Here is a 20,501-nt window from a genome sequence, read left to right on the forward strand (position 1 = left end):
CCAATTCAGGAACAGGCAAAAGGTGCCTTGGAGTCAGTCCTGGTAATCGCGGCCCTCGCGATCCAACTGCCGAATCAGCGCATCCCAATGCCGCTGGATGCTTTCCCCCTGACCATCGGAAAACCGTTTGGACTGCTCATGCACCTTGGCAATCGCCGCCTCTGAGGCATGTAACAGTTGGTCGTTGCCCCCGGCCTGGGCGGCGACCTGGATGTTGCAGGCCCGCTCCAGCCCATGCAGCTCACGGAACGCGTGTTCCACGCTGACACCTCCGGTCAGCAGCCCGTGGTTGCGCAAAATAAGAATGTTGCTGTCGCCCAGATTGGCCACCAGCCGTGCTTGCTCGTCCAGGTCCAGGGCGACGCCTTCGTAGTCGTGGTAAACCACGCGGCTGTAGTAGGCCAAGGCATGCTGGGAGATCGGCAGTAACCCGTCGCGCTGGGCGGACACCGCCGCGCCGTCGCGAGTATGGGTGTGCAGCACAGCCTTGAGATCAGGCCGTGCGCGGTGGATGGCGCTGTGAATGACGTAGCCGGCCTGGTTGATGCCCAGCCCCAGCGGGTCGTCGATGATTGCGCCGTCGACGTCGACCTTGACCAGGTTGGAGGCGGTAATTTCGTCGAACAGCAGGCCGAAGGCGTTTATCAGAAAATGCTCGTGCGGTCCCGGCACGCGGACCGAGAAGTGCGTGTAGATGTGGTCGGTCCAGCGCAGCAGCGCAGCCAGACGGTAAGCGGCGGCCAGCTTGACCCGCACCTCCCACTCTTCGGCGCTGACCCGGTCGCGTACGTTGTAGGTGCTGGTGGTGACGGCAGACAGTGGACTCATGGGTGCTCTCCGGTAATCAATAGCCGCGCGCCGTGTCGACCAGGTTGGCCAGGGGCGCCTGCTCGTGGTAGCGGTGGAAGTTGGCGATGAAGGCGTCGAGAAAGGCCGGGTAGCCGTCCTCGGAAATGGCCGAGGTGTGCGGTGACAGGAACACCCGAGGGTGGTGGTACAAAGGGTGGCCTGCCGGCAGTGGCTCGGGTTCGGTGACATCCAGGCTGGCCCGGCCGATCAAGCCGCTGTCCAGGGCGTCGAGCAGGGCCTGTTGGTCGAGCAAGCCGCCGCGGGCAATGTTGATCAGGTGCAGGCCGGGGCGGGCATAGGCCAGGACCTGGCGGTCGATCAGGCCACGGGTGGCCGCAGTGAGCGGGGCGGCCAGCACCAGATGGTCGCTGCCGGCGAACAGCTGTCGCAGGTCGGCCACACGTTCTACGCCAGGGATGTCTGCGATGGCCTGGCCGGGGCGGCTCAGGGCCAGAACCCGAAGCCCCAGGGCCACGGCCTTGCGCGCCAGGCTCTGGCCGATACTGCCGAAGCCGAGGATGCCCAGGGTGCGGCCACGCAAAGGTGCCAGCGGGGTCAGGCGCCAGTCGGCGTCCTTGACCCACAGACCGGGCAGTTGCTTGGCGGCGGCGAACACCAAGGCCAGGGCAAACTCGGCCACTTGTTCGGCGTTGGCGCCTTTGCCGCTGGTTACCGTTGCACCCTGGAACACCCAGTCGGGGTAGAAGTCGATGCCCGAAGACACCAGTTGCACCCACTTCAAGCCCCAGGGCCACCCAGGTGGCGGGGTGTCTACGCGTTGCCCCCGCACATTGATCGGGCGCAGGATGAACACATCGGCGGGGGCTTCGACAGCCAGCTGGTCGGGGGCGATATCAATGACTTCATGGCCTGGCAAGTGTTCGCGCAGGTGCTGGTTGGCCTGGTCGTCGAGCTGGCTGGCGATGATCGAGTGGTTCATGCCTGTACCTCCGTCAGCGCGGCACGGCCGACCTGGCCGAACACCACATCGTCCTGTGGGGTGTGGATCCGGCTGCAGAGTACATCGCGGTAGTGGCGCTCCAGCGGGTTGCGCCGCGACAGCCCGGGATTGCCGGCGGCCTCGATGGCCAGTTCCACGGCCTGGATGGCGTTGGCGCTGACCAGATGCTTGAGCTGCCCGGCATGCTGGGGTGAGATGTGCCCGGCGGCAGCACCGTCGAGCAGGCTCTGGTTGGCGAACAGCAGGGTGTCGATGCGGCCCAGTACATGCTGGAAGCGTGGCAGGCTGGCCAGCGGCGCCCCCAGGTTGGAAGGTGTGCGCTGCTTGAGAAAGCCCGCCAGCCAGTCGCGCGCGGCGCGGGCCACGCCGTCGTATACGGCCGGCAGTAGCACCGCCATCCACAGTAGGCTCTCGCCGTCGAGTTCGGCCTTCGGGGCACTGGCGGGGCTGACGCTGACGGCGTGGTCGAGGGGAATCAGCACATCGTCGAAGCGCACTTCGTGGCTGCAGGTGGCGCGCATGCCCAGGTGGTCCCAGTCATCGATGATCGTGATGCCAGGCGTGTCGCGGTGCACAAGGAAGCCGCCGACCAACGGGTCGGTGTCGTCGCTGCGGCCCCACACCAGGTACCAGGTCAGGCCGTGGCTGCCGGTGGAGTAGATCTTTCGCCCGTTCAAGCGCCAGCCTTCGGCCGTGCGGCGCGCCACGGTGGCGGGCAGGCCACCACGGGCCGGGGTGCCCAGTTCAGGTTCGACGCGCAGGGCGTTGATCAGCGCGCCGTGCCGCACGGCATCGTAAGCCACGCGCTGGCGCAGAGGCTGGGGCCAGCGTGCTTCGTCCTGCAGGCGAAAATGTTGCAGGTATTGCATCACCAGGATCAGCGCGGTGGCCGGGTCACCCTTGCCGACCGCGCCGATCACCCGGCGGGCGCTGGCAAGGTCCGCGCCGCCTCCGCCGAGGGCACGGGGTACGGTGAGGGCGAGCAGCCCGTGGCGGTGCAGCAAGTGGAAGTTGTCGTGGGGGAACTGGGCGCTGCGGTCGTAGCGCTCGGCGTTTGCCGCGAGGGCCAGCGTCAGCTCGGCGAGCGCGCTGTCGGACGGTTGACTCATGAGGCTCATCCCTGAATGACGGTGTACTGCTTAAGACCGTATTCGTATGGATGAAGGCTGTAAAAGTCTTTTTAGTTCTATGCTAATTATTAGTTTTTCTAATTTAGTATCTTTCTGGTTATGCGCATATTGCATTTAGAGTTAGGGCCGTATTGCAGCCCTTTCGCCACACAAGGCTGCACAGGCCAGTGATCTCAACCCAGCAATCGATGTCCCGCCACCTCACCAAAAAGCTCCACTGGCTCCTGCAAATTACCCAGGTAGCGCGGATGGAACAGCCACAGATCCACCTGCGGCTTGAAATCGCTGATATTCAGTACATCCAGCGCATTGCGGTGCCGGCTGGTCTGCAGCAGCGGCTCGGGAACCAGTCCCAGGCCTTGGCCATTGGCGACCAGCCCCAGTTGCAACTCGGTGCCGAAGGTTTCCAGGTTGATCGACAGGCTCAGCCCTTGCTCACTCAATGCCCGTTGCAACCCAGCGCGGAAACCACAGCCATCCGGGTTCAGCACCCAGCCGCGGGTGTAGCAGTCCTTGAGTTTGTAACTGCGCTTGCCGGCGCTGCCCTTGGCCGTGACCACCCTCAGCGGCATGCGCGCGATCGACTGGCTGGCGATCCCTTCGGGGAAAATCTTGCCTGGGGGGAACAGCGCCGCCGCAGCGTCCAGCTCACCATTTTCCATGCGCGCGATCAGGCTGCTGCCCCAGCCGCTGGTGACCTGGGTGCGCAGTTGAGGGTAGGTCTCGCGGATCTGTGCCAGGGCGTCGAGCAGCACAACGTCGCCCAACGTCTGCGGCACACCCAGGCGCAAGGTGCCCGATGGCGCGCCATCGTTGGCTACCAGTTCACGCAGTGAGTCTATTTCGCGCAGGATCGCCTTGCACTGCTCGTAGACCCGCAAGCCCATGGGGGTGGGTTTGAGCGGCTTGGTGTTGCGGTCGAGGAGGGTGGCGCCGAGGTCTTCCTCGAAATTCTGCAGCCGGCGGGTGATGGCCGGCTGCGTCAGTTGCAGGGCCTCGGCGGCAAGGTTGGTGGATTGGCAACGAATGACGGCGACGAAGGCGTCCATATCATCGATTTTCATAATCGGCGCTCTCTGGGTCGAACGGGAAAAAATCTGGCATCAGCATCATCGCACTGGAGGGCAGCGCCATCGGGATGATTTTAGAAGACAAAACGCATATTAGGTTATTCCTAAAATCAATTTAATTTATTTGAAGGATCTCGCTAGAGTCGCTTGACCCGGGCCGCATGAGGCCGCCCGCCAAGACACCGAGGAGCATCATGTCCATCCGAACGAAGCTGCTGACCGTTGCCGTTGCCCTGCTGCTGGCCGGTCATGCTGGCGCCGGCGAGCGCCTGACCCTGCGCATCGGCGACCAAAAGGGTAACATGCGCGCCCAGCTGGAGGCCGCCGACGCTCTGCGCGACCTGCCCTACGATATACGCTGGGCTGAGTTCCCCGCCGCCGCGCCGCTGGCCGAGGCGCTCAACGCTGGGGCGATCGACGCCGGCATCATTGGTGATGCGCCACTGCTGTTCGTGCTGGCCTCCGGAGCACCGGTCAAGGCCATCGCAGTGGACAAGTCCGACCCTTATGGCACGGCGTTGCTGGTGCGGCCGGAGGCGCCGCTGCGCAGTGCAGCCGAGCTCAAGGGCAAGCGCATCGCCACCGGGCGAGGGTCGATCGGGCACCACCTGGCGCTCAAGGCGCTGGCCCAGGCAGGGCTGACTGAGAAGGACGTGGAGTTCCGTTTCCTTGGGCCGGTGGACGCCAAGATCGCCCTGGCCAACGGCTCGGTGGATGCCTGGTCGACCTGGGAGCCTTACACAGCGCTGGCCGAGTTGAGTGGGCAGGGCCGTGTGTTGGTCAACGGTCGCGGCCTGTCCAGCGGCAACAGTTTTCTTGCCGCCACCGACAAGGCGCTGGAGGAGCCTGCGCGTCGTGCGGCGCTGCAGGACTATCTCAACCGCCTGGCCGCAGCCCAGGTGTGGGCCAACCAACACCTGGATACCTACTCGAGAACCTTGGCAGCGATCATTGGCTTTCCGGTAGAGGCCGCCCGCTTGCAATTCGAGCGTCGGCAGTTGCGCTGGCAGGTAATCGACACGCAAACCGTAGCCGAGCAGCAGGACACCGCCGACTTCTACCACGCCCACGGCCTGATGATCGAGCGCCTCGATGTGGCCCCGACCTTTGCCACCGGTTTCACCCTTCCCGCCGCCGCCAAGCTTGCAGCGCAACCCTGATCCCGGAGACGTACCCATGACCTTTAAACCCCTGCGCCAATTGGGCCTGGCGCTGCTCGCCAGCGCCTTGCTGCCAAGCCTTGCCAGCGCCGAGCAGACCTTGCGCATCGGCTACCAGAAGTCCTCGACCCTGCTGACCCTGCTGAAGGCCCGGGGCAGCCTCGAACAGCGCCTGCAGGCCGAGGGCATTCGTGTGACCTGGCACGAGTTCCCCAGCGGTCTGCCGCTGCTGGAGGCTCTGAACCTAGGTAATGTCGACCTCTCGGCGGACGTTGCCGACACCGTGCCGGTATTCACTCAAGCGGCAGGCGCCCAGTTGACCTATTTCGCCCGGGAAGCACCTTCGCCGACCGCCCAGGCGATCCTGGTGCCGGCGGATTCACCGCTCAAGACCCTGGCCGACCTCAAAGGCAAGCGTGTGGCGGTGACCAAAGCCGCTGGCAGCCACTATCTGTTGATCCAGGCCCTGGCCAAGGCTGGGCTGACCTTCAAGGACATCACCCCGGCGTACCTGATCCCCGCCGACGGCCGCGCCGCCTTCGAGAACCACAAGGTCGATGCCTGGGTAACCTGGGACCCTTACGTGGCCAGCGCCCAGCGTCAGCAGAACGCACGGATCCTGGCCGACGGTAGCGAACTGGCCAGTTACCAGCGCTATTACCTCGCCGGCAGCGACTATGCCAAGGCACATCCTGAGGTATTGCAGCAGGTGTACCTGGCATTGCGTGAAGCCGGCGCCTGGACCAAGGCCAACCCCGAGGCCGCTGCCCGCATCCTTGGCCCGCTGTGGGGGAATCTGGACAGCGCCACGGTGCAGCAGGCCAACGCCCGGCGCAGTTACGATGTGCAGCCGGTGAAGCTGGACAACCTGACCGAGCAGCAACGGATTGCCGACGCGTTCTATCGCGAGGGGTTGTTACCCAAGGCGGTGGATACCAGTGCGGTGGACGTGTATCAGCCGCCTAGCAACTAGCGTGGTGTTTCAGAAGTACCACTGAAAATCAGCTGCAGTGCCCGCACCGCGCGGGCGCCGCCTTCTCCGGTGGATCCAGCACAACCCAACGATGCCTTGAGCCTCCTAGACAAACCGGACTCACAGCTCATTCTCCGCGTGCTCCAGTGACTGGAATCGTCGTGCTTACCCTGCAATACCTCATCACCACTTGCTGACTCCTCTCATTCGAGCAATTTGGATGCTCACATACGATAAGCCGTGATTATTCCACCTGAGGAAATGTTTGCAGGCGGGGTTTTCTATCGCCACAATTGGTACGTAATTACATATTACATAACACAGTACAAAATCGTAGGAGCAAGCATGGCCCGTGGCGGCATCAACAAGGTGGTAGTGCAGCAGGCACGTCAGGCACTGATCGCCCGGGGTGAGAACCCCAGCATCGATGCCATACGTATCGAATTGGGCAATACCGGCTCCAAAACCACGATTCACCGCTACCTGAAGGAACTGAACGGCCAGCAGCCGGTGGCTTCCGAGGGCGGGGTCGCGCTGAGCGATGTGCTGAGCCGCCTGGTTGGGCAACTGGCAACCCAGCTGCAGGACGAGGCCGACCTGAAGATCGAGCAGGCCGAGAGCACCTTCACGCAACAGCGCGAGACGCTTGAGGCGCAGCTGGAAATCGCCCAGCAGGCACTGGCTGCAGCGCATCAGCAACACAAGATCGATGCAGCGGCATTGGCTGCAGAGACAGAAAAACTGTTGTCCACGCAGAGCACGCTGCAAGCCGAACAGCTGCGCAGTGCCAGCCTCAACCAGTCGCTGGGTGAGTTGCAGGTGCGCCTGGCTGACAAGGACGAGCAGGTCAAATCGTTGGAAGACAAGCACCGCCATGCCCGCGACGCCCTGGAGCACTACCGCAATGCCAGCCGTGAACAGCGTGAGCAGGAACAGCGCCGCCACGAAGCGCAGTTGCAGCAGATGCAGGTGGAATTACGTCAGATGCAGCAGGGCATGATCGTCAAGCAGGACGAACTTACCCGCTTGCACCGTGACAATGAGCGGTTGCTGGGAGAGCATCGTCAGGCGGCCAGTGAATGCCGGGCGCAGGATGAGTTGCTGGAACAACGCGATGCGCAGATCCAAGGCCTGCGCACGATCCTGGCCCAGGCACAAGGCGCCAGCGAAGAGATGCGCCGGCAGCTGGATGTGCAAGCCCAGAACCTTGAAACCAGGCGCGACGTGTGCGCCGAGCAGGCGCGGCAGTTGCAGTGGCTTGAGGAACAATTGAAGGCACGCGACGAGGCGCTGGCGCAGTGTCGCGCGCAGTTGGCCCCGGTCGCAGATTAATCAGGCGTTTCCTGGTGGGTGGTTTCTTCCTTGATTACTGGTCTCGTTGCCGGCAAGCCATGTGCGATCCCTTGGGAACCGGCTTGCCGGCGACGGTCACCACAGACGACTGTCAGCCTTCAGCGCGCCTGGCGGCCTCTACGCCTGCCGCCGACAGCTTGATAGGGTAGTGCACGCTGATCTGATGATCACTGCTTATCGCCACGCTACCGTCGTGAATCAAGCCGGCTTCCTGCAACGTCCTGAGCATGCCGGCCACCGCCTTTTCGCCGCGGTAGTTGTCCAGTACTTCCTTGCCTAGCCCTTCGGGGTGCGCATGCAACAGGCGGGTAAGTACTTCGGTCTTCAATGCATCGTTACTCATGTGCGGCCTCACTTGCCGTGCTTGGACTGAAGGGCTTTGGCCTGCTCCAGGTGCTGTTCGAGTTTGGGCAGCGTTTCGCTGGCAAAGGCCTTCAGTTCAGCCTTGTCGGACGATGCAGCCTCTTTCTTGAACAGCTCCACCGCTTTTTCGTGAGCGTCGACCTGGTTGTTGAGGTACGACTTGTCGAAGGACTCATCGCGCCACTCCAGGATCATTTTCTTGATCTTGTCGGTCATCGCGGCTTCATCCGGAACCGAAATGTCCAGTTTGCGGGCAATGTCGCCGAGTTTCTGGTTGGCCTGGGTGTGGTCGGTGACCATTTGCTGGGCGAATGTCTTGATCTCGGCGTTTTGGCTTTTCTCCTGAGCCAGCTTGCCAGTCACCACTTCGGCAATGGCGGCTTCGGTGGCCGCATCGACGAAATCATCGGAAGTCGCGGCCATTGCTTGCACCGATGCCAGGCCCAACACCATGGAAAAACCAACGCGTCTGATGAAGAGACTCTTCATGCTTCACTCCTTTAAACCGTGGCGCGACCTCAATGTCGCGTACGGTTGAGGGGGAAGGCAGGGCAAAGGTTTAATCTTTTTTACCGCCGGTTCCGACCGTGCGACGCTGAACTATAGTGAAGACGGCGAACGCGGTACGGCCAGGGATTCCAATGTGCGCAGCCAGGAAACAGGACGACGATGGGCTTTACGCCATAAGTGGCGAGGGCCGCGCGGTGGCGCTGTTCCGCCTGGTACTGGCGTTCATGCTGGTGGTGATGCTGGCATTTGTACTGGTGGAAGGTTGGCGCATCTGGCGCGACTACCGCTTTGCCTATCACAATGCCGAGAACATGGTCAGCAACCTGGCCCGAGCCACGGCGCAGCACGCCGAGGACGCTATCCGCCAGGTCGACGCCATTACCGCAGCCTTGGCCGAGCGGCTGGAAGGCGATGGTTTCGATCACATCGACCGGCCCCGCCTGCACGCCTTGCTGGCCCAGCAAAAAAGCATCATGCCGCAGTTGCACGGGCTTTTCGTTTACGGCCCGGACGGCAGCTGGATCGTCACTGATCAGGCGGCCATCCCGCCCAACGCCAATAACGCCGACCGGGACTACTTCGCCTATCACCGCAGCCATACCGACCCTGGTGTACGTATCGGTTCGGTGGTGCGCAGCCGTTCCACCGGCGACCTGATCATTCCTATTTCCAGGCGCCTGGAGTATGCCGACGGCAGCTTCGCCGGCGTATTGCTCGGCACCATCAAAGTGGAGTGGTTCGTGCGTTACTACGGTGACTTCAAGATCGACGAACGCGGCGCGCTGGTGCTGGCCAAGCGCGACGGCACCCTCCTGGTACGGCGCCCGTTCGTGGAACAGGTGATAGGCCGAAGTCTTGCCAACAGTGAGATCTTCCGCAACCACTTACCGTATGCCACAGAAGGGGTAGCCGAGGCGGTAGCGGTCGTCGATGGTACCCCTCGGCTGTATGGCTACCGCGCGTTGTCCAGCTACCCGTTGGTCGTGGAGGCGGGGCTGTCGCGTGAATCCATTGTCGCGCCCTGGCGGTACGATGCGATCAAGTCGGTGGCGGTATTGCTGCTGTTGTTGGTAGGGCTGGCAGCGTTTGGCGGGGTGGTGCTGCGCCAACTGCGCGAGCGGATCGCCATCGAGCGGGCGCTGCTCCAGGCGCATCAGACGCTGAAAGCGTTGGCCTTGACCGACAGCCTTACCGGGCTGGGTAACCGTCGGCGGCTGGATGGGGTATTCGAACCTGAGCTGCGCCGTGCACGGCGCCAAGGCTACCCCCTGGCGCTGGTGATGCTAGACCTGGATTACTTCAAGGCCTACAACGACCGCTACGGTCACCCGGCTGGCGACCAGTGCTTGCGACGCTTTGCCGACGTGCTGCAGCAGGCCTTGAAACGGCCGGCCGATCTGGCGGTGCGCTATGGTGGGGAGGAGTTTACGCTGTTGCTGCCCGATACCGATGGCCGCGGGGCGGAACTGCTGGTGCAGGAGTTACAGCAGCTGGTGCGCCGACAGGCACTGGAACATGCCGCTAGCCCATTGGGGAGGGTATCGTTCAGTGCCGGGGTCGCGGTGGTCGACCTGGCGCGGGAGGGCGTCACTGCTGAGGCGCTGGTCGCGGCGGCGGACAGGGCGTTGTACCAGGCCAAACAGCAGGGGCGGGACGGGTATTGCGTGGCGGGTAGTGTGGCGGCGGGGCAGGGTTGCTGACTTGGCTGGAGAGCGCGGGGGCACCATGCGTCGCGATGAAACGCTAAAGCCCCAGGCGCATTGCACAACGCCCGCTGAGACCGTGAGCATGCTCGCTTGCGAGGATGCTCTGGAGTCGTTCGCAAAGCCGGCTTTCCTGAAGCATCTCGAACCCGAAACGTGCATAGAACGGCGCATTCCACGGCACATCCACAAAGGTAGTCAGCGTCAGCTCGCGTACACCGGCGCAGCGGCCTGCATCGACCACTTGCTGCAGCAACCGGCGCCCGACACCTTGCCCTTGGGCCTCCTGGCGAACCGATATCTCATGAAGGTGCAATGCCTGATCCGCCAGCCGGGCGCAGGCAAAACCCACAATGCGCCCAGCCGGGTCCTGCGCCACCCAACTACCACCTGCCTCGACGAAAGCCCTGTGCGCCGCGCAATCCATGACTTCGCCTTGCGCCAGCCAGGCCAGTGCCGGCCAACTGGCAAAAGCCTGGGCTGCCGAGCGCTCGACGTCCGGCAGCGACGTGATGTCCCGGTCAAGGGTAGGGCGGATAAGCATGAGTCACTCCTGTCGTTCTAATCCGTCGCCAGCACCTGCGGCTGTAATTGCCAGCGCACCGAGCTTACACCTTTCTCCAGGCTGACCCTGCTGACCAGGCGCTCCAATTGCGCCGGCGCCTGCGCGGTGCCCAATAGCTCGGCGCGCACTTCCAGGCGCGCAGGGTTGTCCAGGTCCTGGCTCTGCAACGACTGCAGGCGCAGTTGTGGATCGCCCAGGCTGTGCAGCATCAGGCTACGCACCTGGATCTCGTCCTCGCCGCGGCAGACGATACGGACTTCGAAATGCTGTTCCACCTCGCTGGCCGGCACTACATCCTGACGGTCGAGGCGCTGGGCGATATCACGCAACAAGATGTTGGCGCAGAGCACCACCAGGCTACCCAGTGCCGCCTCCATCATCAGCCCGAGGCTGCACAGCACGCCGACCGCAGCCGTGCACCACAAGGTGGCCGCGGTGTTCAGGCCACGTACATTGAAACCATCGCGCATGATGACACCACCGCCGAGAAAGCCGATGCCCGACACCACATAGGCTGCGACCCGCGACGCATCGGCAGGCGCCATGCCTGGCACCGCCTGGGTCATCAATACGAACAGGCAGGCACCGGTACTGACCAGCGCATTGGTGCGCAGCCCGGTCAGGCGTTGGCGCAATTGCCGCTCGGCACCGATCAGCGCCCCCAGCACCAGGGCAATGCTGACGCGCAGCAGAAATACTTTCCAATCCATAGCAAACCTCTTCCGCAGGCACACGCCTGCATGAACGCCATCAGTTGGCGCGGTTGAAATAACCAGAAATTGCGCAGGACCACGCGGAGGGAAGGAGAAGCGGGGGTTATAGGAAACCACCGTCTTGCCAGAGCGGCCAGACAGTGCAGAACACTGCCGGGCTAGCGCGCCACGCGGGCCTGTCGCAAGCGACTGGGGCTACTGTCCAAGGCAGGTCTCCTGTTGAGGAAGGCAAAATTGCGTCGCGGACCATACGCCGCAGGGCAAAGCAGGTCAAGGGCAAACACATGACAATGGCTTCATCCGGGAACGGCCTGCTGCCGGTCACGCCCACATGGAAAAAACCCTGGGCAGCCGGTAACCTTGCGCCTTCCTTTGCCATCACCCGGACCGTTCCATGCTGTTCAATCTCGCCATATTGTTCGGCACCCTGGTGGCCATGGAGGGCGTTGGTACGCTGGCTCACAAGTACATCATGCATGGCTGGGGCTGGTGGCTGCACCGATCGCACCATGAGCCACACCTGGGCATGCTCGAAACCAACGACCTGTACCTGGTGGCCCTGGGGCTGATCGCCACGGCGCTGGTGGCGCTGGGCAAAAGTGGTTATGCGCCTTTGCAGTGGGTGGGCGGTGGTGTGGCAGGGTATGGGGCACTGTATGTACTGGCCCACGACGGCTTCTTTCACCGGCACTGGCCGCGCAAGCCGCGGCCGGTCAACCGCTACCTGAAACGCTTGCACCGCGCGCACCGCCTGCACCATGCGGTGAAGGGGCGCACGGGGAGCGTGTCGTTCGGGTTCTTCTATGCGCCGCCGCTGAAGGTGTTGAAGCAGCAACTGCGCAGCAGGCGCAGCCCATCGTGACGCATCCCCGGCACCTGCCGGGCATTGGGTGACGTCAGTTCACGGTTTCACCTTTGGGCTCTGCCGTCACATGCCCGCGGCTCACCCACCAGCCAAACCCGGCCGCAGTAAAGAACATGATCAAGCTGTACAACGCAGCGGGCACCGCCATGGTCGCGTTGTTCAGCAGCGAAGGGCTCAACGCCAGGGCAATCGCCAAGGTCCCGTTATGGATGCCAATTTCCATACCAATGGCAATCGCCTGGCGCTTGGGAATGCTCAACAGCCGCGGCACCCAATAGCCCACCGTCAGGCTCAGCAAGTTGAACAGCAGCGCCGCCAGGCCCACCACCGGTGCGTACTCGACCACTGTCTGCCAGTCCTTGGCCAGTGCCAGGACGATGGTGAAGGCCAGGAACAGCGCAGCCACCAGCTTCATCGGCTTTTCCATGCGCGCAGCGAACGCCGGGGCAAAATGGCGAATCAGCATGCCCAGCGCCACCGGCAGCAAGACGATGGCGAACACCTGCATGACCTTGGCGAACTGCAGTGGAATAGCCTGGTCCGAGGCCATGAACCAACTCAGCGACAGGTTCACCAGCAACGGCATGGTCAGGATCGCGATCAGTGAGTTGACCGCCGTCAGGGTGATGTTCAACGCCACGTCGCCGTGGGCCAGATGGCTGAACAGGTTGGCCGTGGTACCGCCCGGCGAAGCAGCCAGCAGCATCAACCCCACTGCCAGGGCAGATTCCAGACCAAAGCCGTTGGCGATCAGGAAGCACACCAGCGGCAACAGCAGGATCTGGCACACCAGGCCCACCACCACGGGCTTTGGGTACTTCACCACGCGAGCGAAGTCAGCCAGGGTCAGCGACAACCCAAGGCCAAGCATGATGATGCCCAGGGCAAGCGGCAGAAACGCAGTGAGCAGGGGCGAGGCGGTCATGAGGGGGATCTCGGGCGAAGTATCTGAAGCAGTGTAGGTCGGCCTTGATCGATAGCTAATTGCAAAGGGCCAGCTCTTGGTAACCGTTTGTTACCACGTGCAGCGGCTGGCGAGGCTGCATGCCGCATTGCAGCAGGCATGCAGGCGAAGTAGCATTCCGTTTTTACCTTAGGATTAGCCTGATATGCCGTTCCAGCAAGGTCTGCTTGCCACCCCGGTGCCGGCCCACGCCCGTCACCTGTTCTTCACCCTGCAGTCGCCCGAGGCGTTGCCTGCCGCGCTGGATGCCTTGCTGCCGCAGGTCGATGGCAAACAGTTGCTGCTGGGTGTAGGCGCCCCGCTGGCCAAGGCCCTGGGCCGTGAAATACCCGGCCTGCGCCCGTTCCCGCTGCTGGATGCCGCGGTGGAGAACCCCAGCACCCAACACGCCCTGTGGCTGTGGCTGCGTGGCGACGAACGTGGCGACCTGCTGCTGCGCGCCCAGGCTCTGGAGCAGGCGCTGGCACCCGCCCTGGGCCTGGCCGACAGCGTTGATGGCTTCCTGCACCGGGGCGGCCATGACCTTACCGGTTATGAAGACGGCACCGAAAACCCGGTAGACGAAGAGGCGGTGCAAGCGGCCATTGCCGCAGATGGCTCCAGCTTTGCCGCGTTCCAGCTGTGGAAGCACGACCTGCAATACTTCAAGTCGTTGCCCCAGGCAGACCAGGACAACATTATCGGCCGTCGCTTGAGCGATAACGAAGAACTCGACGACGCCCCCGAGTCCGCGCACGTCAAGCGCACCGCCCAGGAAAGCTTTGAACCCGAGGCGTTCATGGTCCGTCGCTCGGTAGCCTGGGCCGACCAACGCGGCGCCGGCCTGGCTTTCGTCGCCCTGGGCAAGAGTTTCGAGGCATTCGAGGTGCAGCTGCGGCGCATGAGTGGCCTGGAAGACGGCATCATCGACGGGCTGTACCGCTTTAGCCGCCCGCTGACGGGGGGCTACTACTGGTGCCCGCCAATGAGCGAGACGGGTGTTGATCTGAGCCCCTTGCTGCGGGCCTGATCTCTAAACATCCAGATACAGAAACACCCGCAGGCAAGGGACAGAGCGGCTAGGCTTGAAAATTTCCGATTCATGACGGGAGATTTTCCATGTACGCACGTCGTGAAGTCCTACGCGCAGGTGCAACATTGGGGTTGCTGGCCGCCGCCAGCCCTTGGCTGCACGCTGCCGTGCCGGCGGGTTTGCTGGCCCGTAAAGTCCCGTCCACCGGTGAAGCGTTGCCGGTGATCGGTGCCGGTACTTCGGGCAGTTTCGAGGTAGAAAGCGGTTCGCCCCAATACCTTCAGCTCAAAACGGTGCTGAAGGCATTTTTCGAAGGCGGCGGCCGGGTGATCGACACCTCGCCCAACTACGGGGGCGCCGACAGCATTCTCGGCCAGTTGCTGGAGGAGGGCGGCTGGCACCGCCAGTGCTTCCTGGCCACCAAGATCGCCGCCAATAGCCGGGCTGAAGCCCAAGCGCAGTGGGCCGGCAGCCTCAGGAGCCTGCGCACCGACAAGGTCGACTTGCTGCAGATTCACAACCTGCGCGACTGGCAGACCCAGCTGCCTTATGCCCACGAGCTGAAGCAGCAGGGCGGCACGCGTTATGTCGGCATCACCCATTACCTGAACAGTGGCCACGACGACGTCGCGCGTATCGTGCGAAGCGAGCCGCTGGACTTCATCCAGATCAACTACTCGGTCAACGCCCCTGACGCTGCCCGTGAATTGCTACCGCTATGCCAGGACAAGGGCGTTGCGGTGTTGATCAATCGGGCCTTCGACGATGGTCGGCTGTTCGCCCGGGTCAAAGGCCAGGCCTTGCCGGGCTGGGCCGCCGAAGCAGGCATCGGCAGCTGGGCACAGCTGTTTCTCAAGTTCGCCATCAGCCACCCGGCAGTGACCACGGTCATACCCGCTACCAGTCGACCTGACCGCCAGCTCGATCAGCTCAAGGCCGGGCATGAGCCAATGCTCACCCAAGCGCAGCAACAGGCGCTGATCACACAGTTTGCCTGACACCATGCAAGCCTGGCGGCGGCGCCTGGACCAAGGGCTGAACATTCAGCCTGGTGAGGGGCCGGCGGTCATCGCCGGCTTGCTGCTGTTCTACCTCCTGTTCACCGGTTACTTCATGCTGCGCCCGGTGCGCGAAACCCTGGGCGTTGCCGGTGGCGTGGAAAACCTGCAGTGGCTGTTCACCGGCACCTTCATTGCCACGTTGGCGTGCCTGCCGCTGTTTGGCTGGCTGGCATCCAGGGTGCAGCGCAGGCATATCCTGCCTTGGACTTATGGTTTTTTCGCCAGCAACCTGTTGCTGTTCGCGGCACTGTTGGCCGGTAACCCTGACGATCTCTGGACCGCCCGGGCGTTCTATATCTGGCTGTCGGTGTTCAATTTGCTGACGATCTCGCTGGCCTGGAGCGTGCTCGCCGATCTGTTTTCCACCGCCCAAGGCAAGCGGCTGTTCGGCCTGCTGGCAGCCGGGGCCAGCCTGGGTGGGCTCAGTGGCCCCCTGCTTGGCACCCTGCTGGTGGCGCCGCTCGGCCATGCCGGGTTACTGGTGCTGGCGGCGGTATTTCTGCTGGGCAGTATCGGCGCGACACTGTTCCTGCAACGCTGGCGAGCCCGTCAACCCATTGCGATGCAAACCGAACATCAGGACGCGCGGCCACTGGGTGGCAACCCGTTTACCGGCGCCACCGCCGTCCTGCGCTCGCCCTATCTGCTAGGCATCGCTTTGTTCGTGGTATTGCTGGCCAGCGTCAGCACATTCCTGTACTTCGAGCAGGCGCGTATTGTCAGTGAAACCTTCACGGACCGCACCCGACAGACACAGGTGTTCGGCCTGATCGACACGGTTGTGCAGGCCCTGGCCATCCTCACCCAGGTCTTTCTTACCGGGCGCCTGGCCCGTCGGCTGGGTGTCGGTGTGTTGCTGGTTGCAGTGCCGCTGGTCATGGCTGCCGGCTTCTTGTGGCTGGCACTGGCCCCGGTGTTTGCCCTGTTCGTGGTGGTGATGGTGGTGCGCCGGGCAGGTGAATACGCACTGGTACGGCCAGGACGGGAGATGCTGTTCACCGTGCTGCCCGCCGAGGACAAGTACAAAGCCAAGAACTTCATCGACACGGTGGTCTACCGTGGCGGCGATGCGCTGAGCGGCTGGGTCAAGCGTGGGTTGGACGTCATGGGCGAGCACCCGCAATTGGCGATGCTGATCGGCGCGCTGCTTGCCGTGGGCTGGGCCGCGACGGGTGGCTGGCTGGGCCGGCGCCAGGCGCGCATGGATAGCCCGCCGCACCACTGACACGCGCACCAAATACGGCGATGCCGCTTATTTAACGCCACCGGTCCGAACCTCTCGTAATAAAGCGAATCTGCCGATATCGCCGAACTCCGAATCTGTGTACGGCATCTTGCCGTGCATTCCGAAGTCATATGAGGTTTGAACACCATGGCCACTAAAGACAACAGCCGCACCGGCAATCAACAAGGCAGCCAAGGCGGTAACAAGAACCCGGGCAATTTCGCCAATGACCGTGAAAAAGCTTCCGAAGCCGGTCGCAAGGGCGGCCAGTCCTCGGGCGGCAACATGCCCCACGACCGCGAGTCGGGCCACAAGGGCGGCCGTTCGTAACTGACCGACGCGCAGTGCCGGGGCGACCTGGCACTGCAATTATCCAAGGGGGTACTCCATGCGACTGACTCCACTGATCATCCTGATGGCGGCGCTGAGCTTGGTCGGCGGCTGTTTCGACCGCGACAATGACCACCCTGGTAAAGATTCCGACCCCAGCAAGCCTTCGCTGCAGATGCAGCAACCTGATTCCAAGCCTGCACCGCAGCCTGCGCCCGACCCCGAGCCGATGCCTGGCCAAAAGCCGAGCCAGTAAGAAGACAAGGAGCACGGCATGACGGTGATGAACCGCAATACTGCAAGAACTGCGCAAGTGGTCACCGAATCGACCAGCCTGCGACAACGCTACCAAGCAATGCTCGCAGGCCAGGATGCTGGCAGCGGCTCATGGCTCGAGGAACAACTGTCGGGGGCTGCGAGCATGCCGGACGACTTGCCCGACACACCGTCCGAGTTGCCGGCCTGGAGTAAGAAGCATACCGCCGAGGTCGCCAAGGCCTACACCGTTTACCGGGCACAACGCCGTCAAGGCATGCCCCGGCGTTACTTTTCCAACCGCGCCCACGCATTGTGGTTCCTGCAACAGGTTGCGCCGACCAAGGCCGTGGATGGCGCCTGGCTACAGGGCACCCTGCATCACTGGCGCGATCAAAGTTATCACGGGCTGATTCGCACCTATCTGGAAGAGCTCGGCAACGGTGATCCACGCTGCAACCATGTGCTGATCTATCAGCGCCTGCTTGGTCGCCTGGGTTGCGTAGAGGCCATGCCCCTGGATGACACGCGGTATCTGCAAGGGGCCCTGCAACTTGCCCTGGGGCAGCACTGCGACACTCACCTGCCAGAGGTGGTTGGCTACAACCTCGGTTATGAGCAGCCACCGCTGCATCTGCTGATCACCACGTACGAGCTGGCCGAACTGGGCATCGACGGGCAGTATTTTCAGTTGCATGTGACCATCGACAATGCCGCCAGCGGCCACGCCCGCCTGGCAATTCAGGCGCTGAACCAGCTAAGCCCCGCGCATGATACGCAGGCGTTCTACGCCCGCGCGCGCGTAGGCTACCGCCTGAATGACCGGGGTATCGCCACGCCAGACCTCATCGGCCAGTTCGACCTGCAAGGCGAACTGTTTGCAGCCCTTGAACGCAAGCGGGTCTATGGCCAATTGATGCATGCCGACCATTGCCGCCTGCAGCAGCGTACGATCAATCAATGGCTGGCCGAACCCGGCGCCATGCCCGCATTCGTTGCCGCATTGCAGGCTCAGGGTTGGATCCGCAGAGGGCAGCCGCCAGCGAACAGCCGCTGGTGGACGCTGATCGACGGGCCGACCGCGGCGATGTTCGGAGTGTTCAACGCCTATGAAAAACAGCTATGGCATGACTGGATCGCCGACGATTGGCAGCCGTCCATCCGCCGCGTGTCCCCTGGCAGTTGGGGGCTGCCCGAGGAGCCTGAAGACATACCCAAGGACGCCTTGAATGTGGCCCCCAAGGCGTTGATCCAGAGGATGGTCGGCAATCGCCACGCCACGCCCGACGGTCTGTCTGCCACGCGCGCCTACATGCGCGTAACCGGGCTGCGCCAGGAGGAACCACGTTGATGATGCTCGCTCACAGGCAAATCGAGGCAGACCAGGCGTTGCTACAACTGGGACAGCGCCTGCGCGCCGATGGATACCGCTTTACCTGCGTGACACCCGCCACCCACGCGCGCGTCAATGCCCGCGAGGGCTGCGGGCAGGCCAGCACCCTGCGCGATATATTCGGCTGGAGCCGACCTTTCGAGCCAGGTTTGCTGTCGGCAGATCAGTTACTGTTGCTCGAACGTGCGCAGGCGTTGGGTGCACAGGGTGAACGGCTGATCAGCACGGTACGCTGGTCCAGCCTGGATGATTTACTGTTGCTGCATTCGGCGTATCCAACCGACGCCAGCGATGCCGTGTTCTTCGGCCCGGACAGTTACCGCTTTGCCCAGGTCATCCGCGATCACCTCCAGCACTGCCCCGAGCGGGTCGAGCATGCAGTGGATATCGGCTGTGGCAGCGGGGTGGGCGCCTTGCTGATTGCCCGCGCCGCCCAGCACGCACAGGTCAGCGCCGTTGACATCAACCCCCTGGCACTGCGCTATACGGCAATCAATGCAGCCTTGGCGGGTGTGAGTAACCTGTCGGTCGAGCCCAGCGACTTGCTGGACGGTATCAGCGGCACGTTCGACCTGATCGTTGCCAACCCGCCCTACATGCTGGACCCCAACGCCCGCCTGTACCGCCACGGCGGAGGCGCGCTAGGCGTCGACCTGTCGCTACGTATCGTGGAGCAGGCTCGCGATCGGCTGAGCCGCCACGGTACGTTGCTGCTATACACAGGCGTGGCCATTGTCGAAGGCCGCGATGCCTTGCTCGAAGCCATCCGCCTGCGCCTGGCCGGTCCGGATTGGGCTTGGGTGTATCGGGAAATCGACCCGGACGTATTTGGCGAGCAACTGGCTGAGCCGGGCTACGAACAGGTCGAACGCATCGCCGCCGTGGCGCTCACCGTTACCCGCAGCCGCTGAGGCAGCATGATCCGGCCCTGTACGTTCGGCATCGAGGAAGAGTACCTGCTGGTGAACCTGGGCTCGGGTCAGGTTCCGGCCACACCGTCACCCGCGGTGATCGGGCGCTGCCGTGAAGCACTTGGCCGCTATTTCGCCCAGGAAATGTTCCGCAGCCAGATCGAGCTGGCGTCGCCGGTGTTCACCAACCTGCATGAAGCGCGTGAATTCTTCCAGCGCAGCCGTCAGCGGCTGCGCGTGGCATTGGCCGAAGAGGGGATGGGGCCATACGCTGCGGCCAGCCACCCCTGCGCCGCGTGGCTGCGGCAGAAGCCCGCGGCACAAGGGCACTATCAGCAGCTGTTCGATGACTACCGCCATGTGGCAAGGCGTAGCCTGCTCAATGGCCTGCATGTGCACGTTGGCGTGCCGCCAGCTTGTGACCGCATGCAACTGATCAACCGCCTTTTGCCCTGGTTACCGTTGTTGCTGGTGTTGAGCACTTCGTCGCCCCTGTGGGCTGGCCAGGCTACCGGGTACATGAGCTATCGCCGTGTGATCTGTGGTGAGTGGCCGCACATGGGCTTGCCCGAAGCGTTGCCGGATTGGGCCGCCTATCAACGCTACCGTACCCTGTTGCAGCGCACCGGTGCACTGGCTGCCGATGGCGACCTTTGGTGGGCACTCCGGCCTTCGCGGCGCTATCCGACAGTGGAGTTGCGCATCTGCGATGGCTGCCCGAATCTGGAAGACGTTCTGTGCATTGCAGCACTGTTTCGCCACTTGGTTGAACACAGCATTGCCTACCGCCATGACCCGCTACCCTGCAGCCGCGAATTGCGCTGGATCGCCCAGGAGAACTACTGGCGTGCCATACGCCATGGGCGCCACGCACACTTCATAGGTTGTCACGAGCAGCAGCCGGTCACGGCGCAAGGCTGGCTCGCCCAACTGCAGGCCCAGATACCCATAGACAGCGCGGACGCCGAGCGCGCCTGCCGGCACGCCCTGCACGTGCTGCGCCATGGCACCCATGCCGACCAGCAATTGCGCTGCCTGGCACAGGCCAGGGCAGACGGGCTTGGCAAAGGGCAGGCGCTACGCGCCGTGGTGGCTGCCGGGACTTGCATTTAGCCCGGGTTGACCGACAATGGCC

The 20,501-nt window shown here is 63.2% G+C and carries 21 protein-coding genes and 1 pseudogene; 13 read left to right on the forward strand and 9 right to left on the reverse strand.

What is annotated here, in order from left to right:
* Positions 1 to 33: 33 nt before the first annotated feature.
* From V6093_RS04180 to V6093_RS04195, 4 genes are all read right to left on the reverse strand, one after another.
* On the reverse strand, positions 34 to 828 hold the full coding sequence (locus tag V6093_RS04180; RefSeq protein ID WP_047602835.1) for a class II aldolase/adducin family protein: 795 nt from the start codon (positions 826 to 828) through the stop codon (positions 34 to 36).
* 16 nt (positions 829 to 844) lie between these two features.
* Positions 845 to 1,789, reverse strand: coding sequence for a D-isomer specific 2-hydroxyacid dehydrogenase family protein (locus V6093_RS04185; protein WP_144000112.1), 945 nt, complete (start codon positions 1,787 to 1,789; stop codon positions 845 to 847).
* Complete coding sequence (locus tag V6093_RS04190) at positions 1,786 to 2,919, reverse strand: acyl-CoA dehydrogenase family protein (protein WP_406669712.1); 1,134 nt, start codon at positions 2,917 to 2,919, stop codon at positions 1,786 to 1,788. The genes V6093_RS04185 and V6093_RS04190 overlap by 4 nt, the downstream gene beginning before the upstream one ends.
* 194 nt (positions 2,920 to 3,113) lie before the next feature.
* Positions 3,114 to 4,004 carry a LysR family transcriptional regulator gene (locus tag V6093_RS04195; RefSeq protein ID WP_047602832.1) on the reverse strand — a complete coding sequence of 297 codons (891 nt, stop codon included), beginning with the start codon at positions 4,002 to 4,004 and terminating at the stop codon, positions 3,114 to 3,116.
* Between the two features lie 200 nt (positions 4,005 to 4,204).
* Between V6093_RS04195 and V6093_RS04200 the strand changes: the two genes are divergently transcribed.
* The 3 genes from V6093_RS04200 (at position 4,205) to V6093_RS04210 (ending at position 7,475) form a co-directional block, all read left to right on the forward strand.
* Positions 4,205 to 5,170, forward strand: a complete 966-nt coding sequence (locus V6093_RS04200) for an ABC transporter substrate-binding protein (protein WP_060545114.1) — start codon at positions 4,205 to 4,207, stop codon at positions 5,168 to 5,170.
* A gap of 16 nt (positions 5,171 to 5,186) precedes the next feature.
* Entirely contained in the window at positions 5,187 to 6,143 is a 957-nt protein-coding gene (locus tag V6093_RS04205; RefSeq protein WP_070095443.1) for an aliphatic sulfonate ABC transporter substrate-binding protein, read from the forward strand.
* 345 nt (positions 6,144 to 6,488) lie between these two features.
* The gene (locus V6093_RS04210; RefSeq protein WP_346641145.1) at positions 6,489 to 7,475 is read left to right on the forward strand and encodes a DNA-binding protein; all 987 of its coding nucleotides are present in this window, start codon (positions 6,489 to 6,491) and stop codon (positions 7,473 to 7,475) included.
* Between the two features lie 112 nt (positions 7,476 to 7,587).
* Here V6093_RS04210 and V6093_RS04215 read toward each other — a convergent pair whose 3' ends face one another.
* Both V6093_RS04215 and V6093_RS04220 read right to left on the reverse strand, forming a co-directional pair.
* The gene (locus V6093_RS04215) at positions 7,588 to 7,839 is read right to left on the reverse strand and encodes a hypothetical protein (RefSeq protein ID WP_341782820.1); all 252 of its coding nucleotides are present in this window, start codon (positions 7,837 to 7,839) and stop codon (positions 7,588 to 7,590) included.
* Between the two features lie 8 nt (positions 7,840 to 7,847).
* Positions 7,848 to 8,348, reverse strand: coding sequence for a DUF4142 domain-containing protein (locus V6093_RS04220; RefSeq protein ID WP_406669713.1), 501 nt, complete (start codon positions 8,346 to 8,348; stop codon positions 7,848 to 7,850).
* A 152-nt stretch (positions 8,349 to 8,500) separates the two neighbouring features.
* On the opposite strand from V6093_RS04220, the gene V6093_RS04225 reads away from it, so the two are divergent.
* A complete protein-coding gene (locus V6093_RS04225; protein ID WP_267827383.1) occupies positions 8,501 to 10,069 on the forward strand; it encodes a sensor domain-containing diguanylate cyclase in 1,569 nt (522 codons plus the stop codon).
* Between the two features lie 43 nt (positions 10,070 to 10,112).
* Here the strand turns inward: V6093_RS04225 and V6093_RS04230 are convergent, their stop codons facing one another.
* Positions 10,113 to 10,616, reverse strand: a complete 504-nt coding sequence (locus tag V6093_RS04230; RefSeq protein ID WP_047602828.1) for a GNAT family N-acetyltransferase — start codon at positions 10,614 to 10,616, stop codon at positions 10,113 to 10,115.
* A 17-nt stretch (positions 10,617 to 10,633) separates the two neighbouring features.
* The gene (locus V6093_RS04235) at positions 10,634 to 11,347 is read right to left on the reverse strand and encodes an MgtC/SapB family protein (RefSeq protein WP_004374444.1); all 714 of its coding nucleotides are present in this window, start codon (positions 11,345 to 11,347) and stop codon (positions 10,634 to 10,636) included.
* A 397-nt stretch (positions 11,348 to 11,744) separates the two neighbouring features.
* Here V6093_RS04235 and V6093_RS04240 point away from each other — a divergent pair, with 397 nt between their 5' ends.
* Positions 11,745 to 12,212, forward strand: a complete 468-nt coding sequence (locus V6093_RS04240) for a sterol desaturase family protein (protein ID WP_047602827.1) — start codon at positions 11,745 to 11,747, stop codon at positions 12,210 to 12,212.
* Positions 12,213 to 12,246: 34 nt separating this feature from the next.
* On the opposite strand, the gene V6093_RS04245 is transcribed toward V6093_RS04240, so the two are convergent.
* Positions 12,247 to 13,140, reverse strand: a complete 894-nt coding sequence (locus V6093_RS04245) for a bile acid:sodium symporter family protein (protein WP_004576240.1) — start codon at positions 13,138 to 13,140, stop codon at positions 12,247 to 12,249.
* A 184-nt stretch (positions 13,141 to 13,324) separates the two neighbouring features.
* Between V6093_RS04245 and V6093_RS04250 the strand changes: the two genes are divergently transcribed.
* The 8 genes and pseudogenes from V6093_RS04250 to V6093_RS04285 all read left to right on the forward strand — a co-directional run bounded on the left by V6093_RS04250 (position 13,325) and on the right by V6093_RS04285 (position 20,479).
* Entirely contained in the window at positions 13,325 to 14,188 is an 864-nt protein-coding gene (locus V6093_RS04250; protein WP_121783503.1) for a Dyp-type peroxidase, read from the forward strand.
* A gap of 89 nt (positions 14,189 to 14,277) precedes the next feature.
* A complete protein-coding gene (locus V6093_RS04255; protein WP_144000115.1) occupies positions 14,278 to 15,189 on the forward strand; it encodes an aldo/keto reductase in 912 nt (303 codons plus the stop codon).
* 4 nt (positions 15,190 to 15,193) lie between these two features.
* Positions 15,194 to 16,477 carry an NTP/NDP exchange transporter gene (locus V6093_RS04260; protein ID WP_406669714.1) on the forward strand — a complete coding sequence of 428 codons (1,284 nt, stop codon included), beginning with the start codon at positions 15,194 to 15,196 and terminating at the stop codon, positions 16,475 to 16,477.
* 204 nt (positions 16,478 to 16,681) lie between these two features.
* Positions 16,682 to 16,807, forward strand: a pseudogene (locus tag V6093_RS04265) (general stress protein); the annotation flags it as partial.
* A gap of 58 nt (positions 16,808 to 16,865) precedes the next feature.
* Positions 16,866 to 17,063, forward strand: coding sequence for a hypothetical protein (locus V6093_RS04270; RefSeq protein WP_014756700.1), 198 nt, complete (start codon positions 16,866 to 16,868; stop codon positions 17,061 to 17,063).
* 18 nt (positions 17,064 to 17,081) lie between these two features.
* Positions 17,082 to 18,413 (forward strand): iron-containing redox enzyme family protein, encoded by a 1,332-nt coding sequence (locus V6093_RS04275; RefSeq protein WP_406669715.1) that lies wholly within the window; start codon positions 17,082 to 17,084, stop codon positions 18,411 to 18,413.
* Entirely contained in the window at positions 18,413 to 19,366 is a 954-nt protein-coding gene (locus tag V6093_RS04280) for a class I SAM-dependent methyltransferase (RefSeq protein ID WP_014862014.1), read from the forward strand. The genes V6093_RS04275 and V6093_RS04280 overlap by 1 nt, the downstream gene beginning before the upstream one ends.
* Positions 19,367 to 19,372: 6 nt before the next feature.
* A complete protein-coding gene (locus V6093_RS04285) occupies positions 19,373 to 20,479 on the forward strand; it encodes a carboxylate-amine ligase (RefSeq protein WP_047602822.1) in 1,107 nt (368 codons plus the stop codon).
* Positions 20,480 to 20,501: the final 22 nt, after the last annotated feature.

It is taken from the genome of Pseudomonas putida group bacterium ESBL64, assembly GCF_045277175.1.
Classification (GTDB): Bacteria; Pseudomonadota; Gammaproteobacteria; order Pseudomonadales; family Pseudomonadaceae; genus Aquipseudomonas; species Aquipseudomonas alloputida.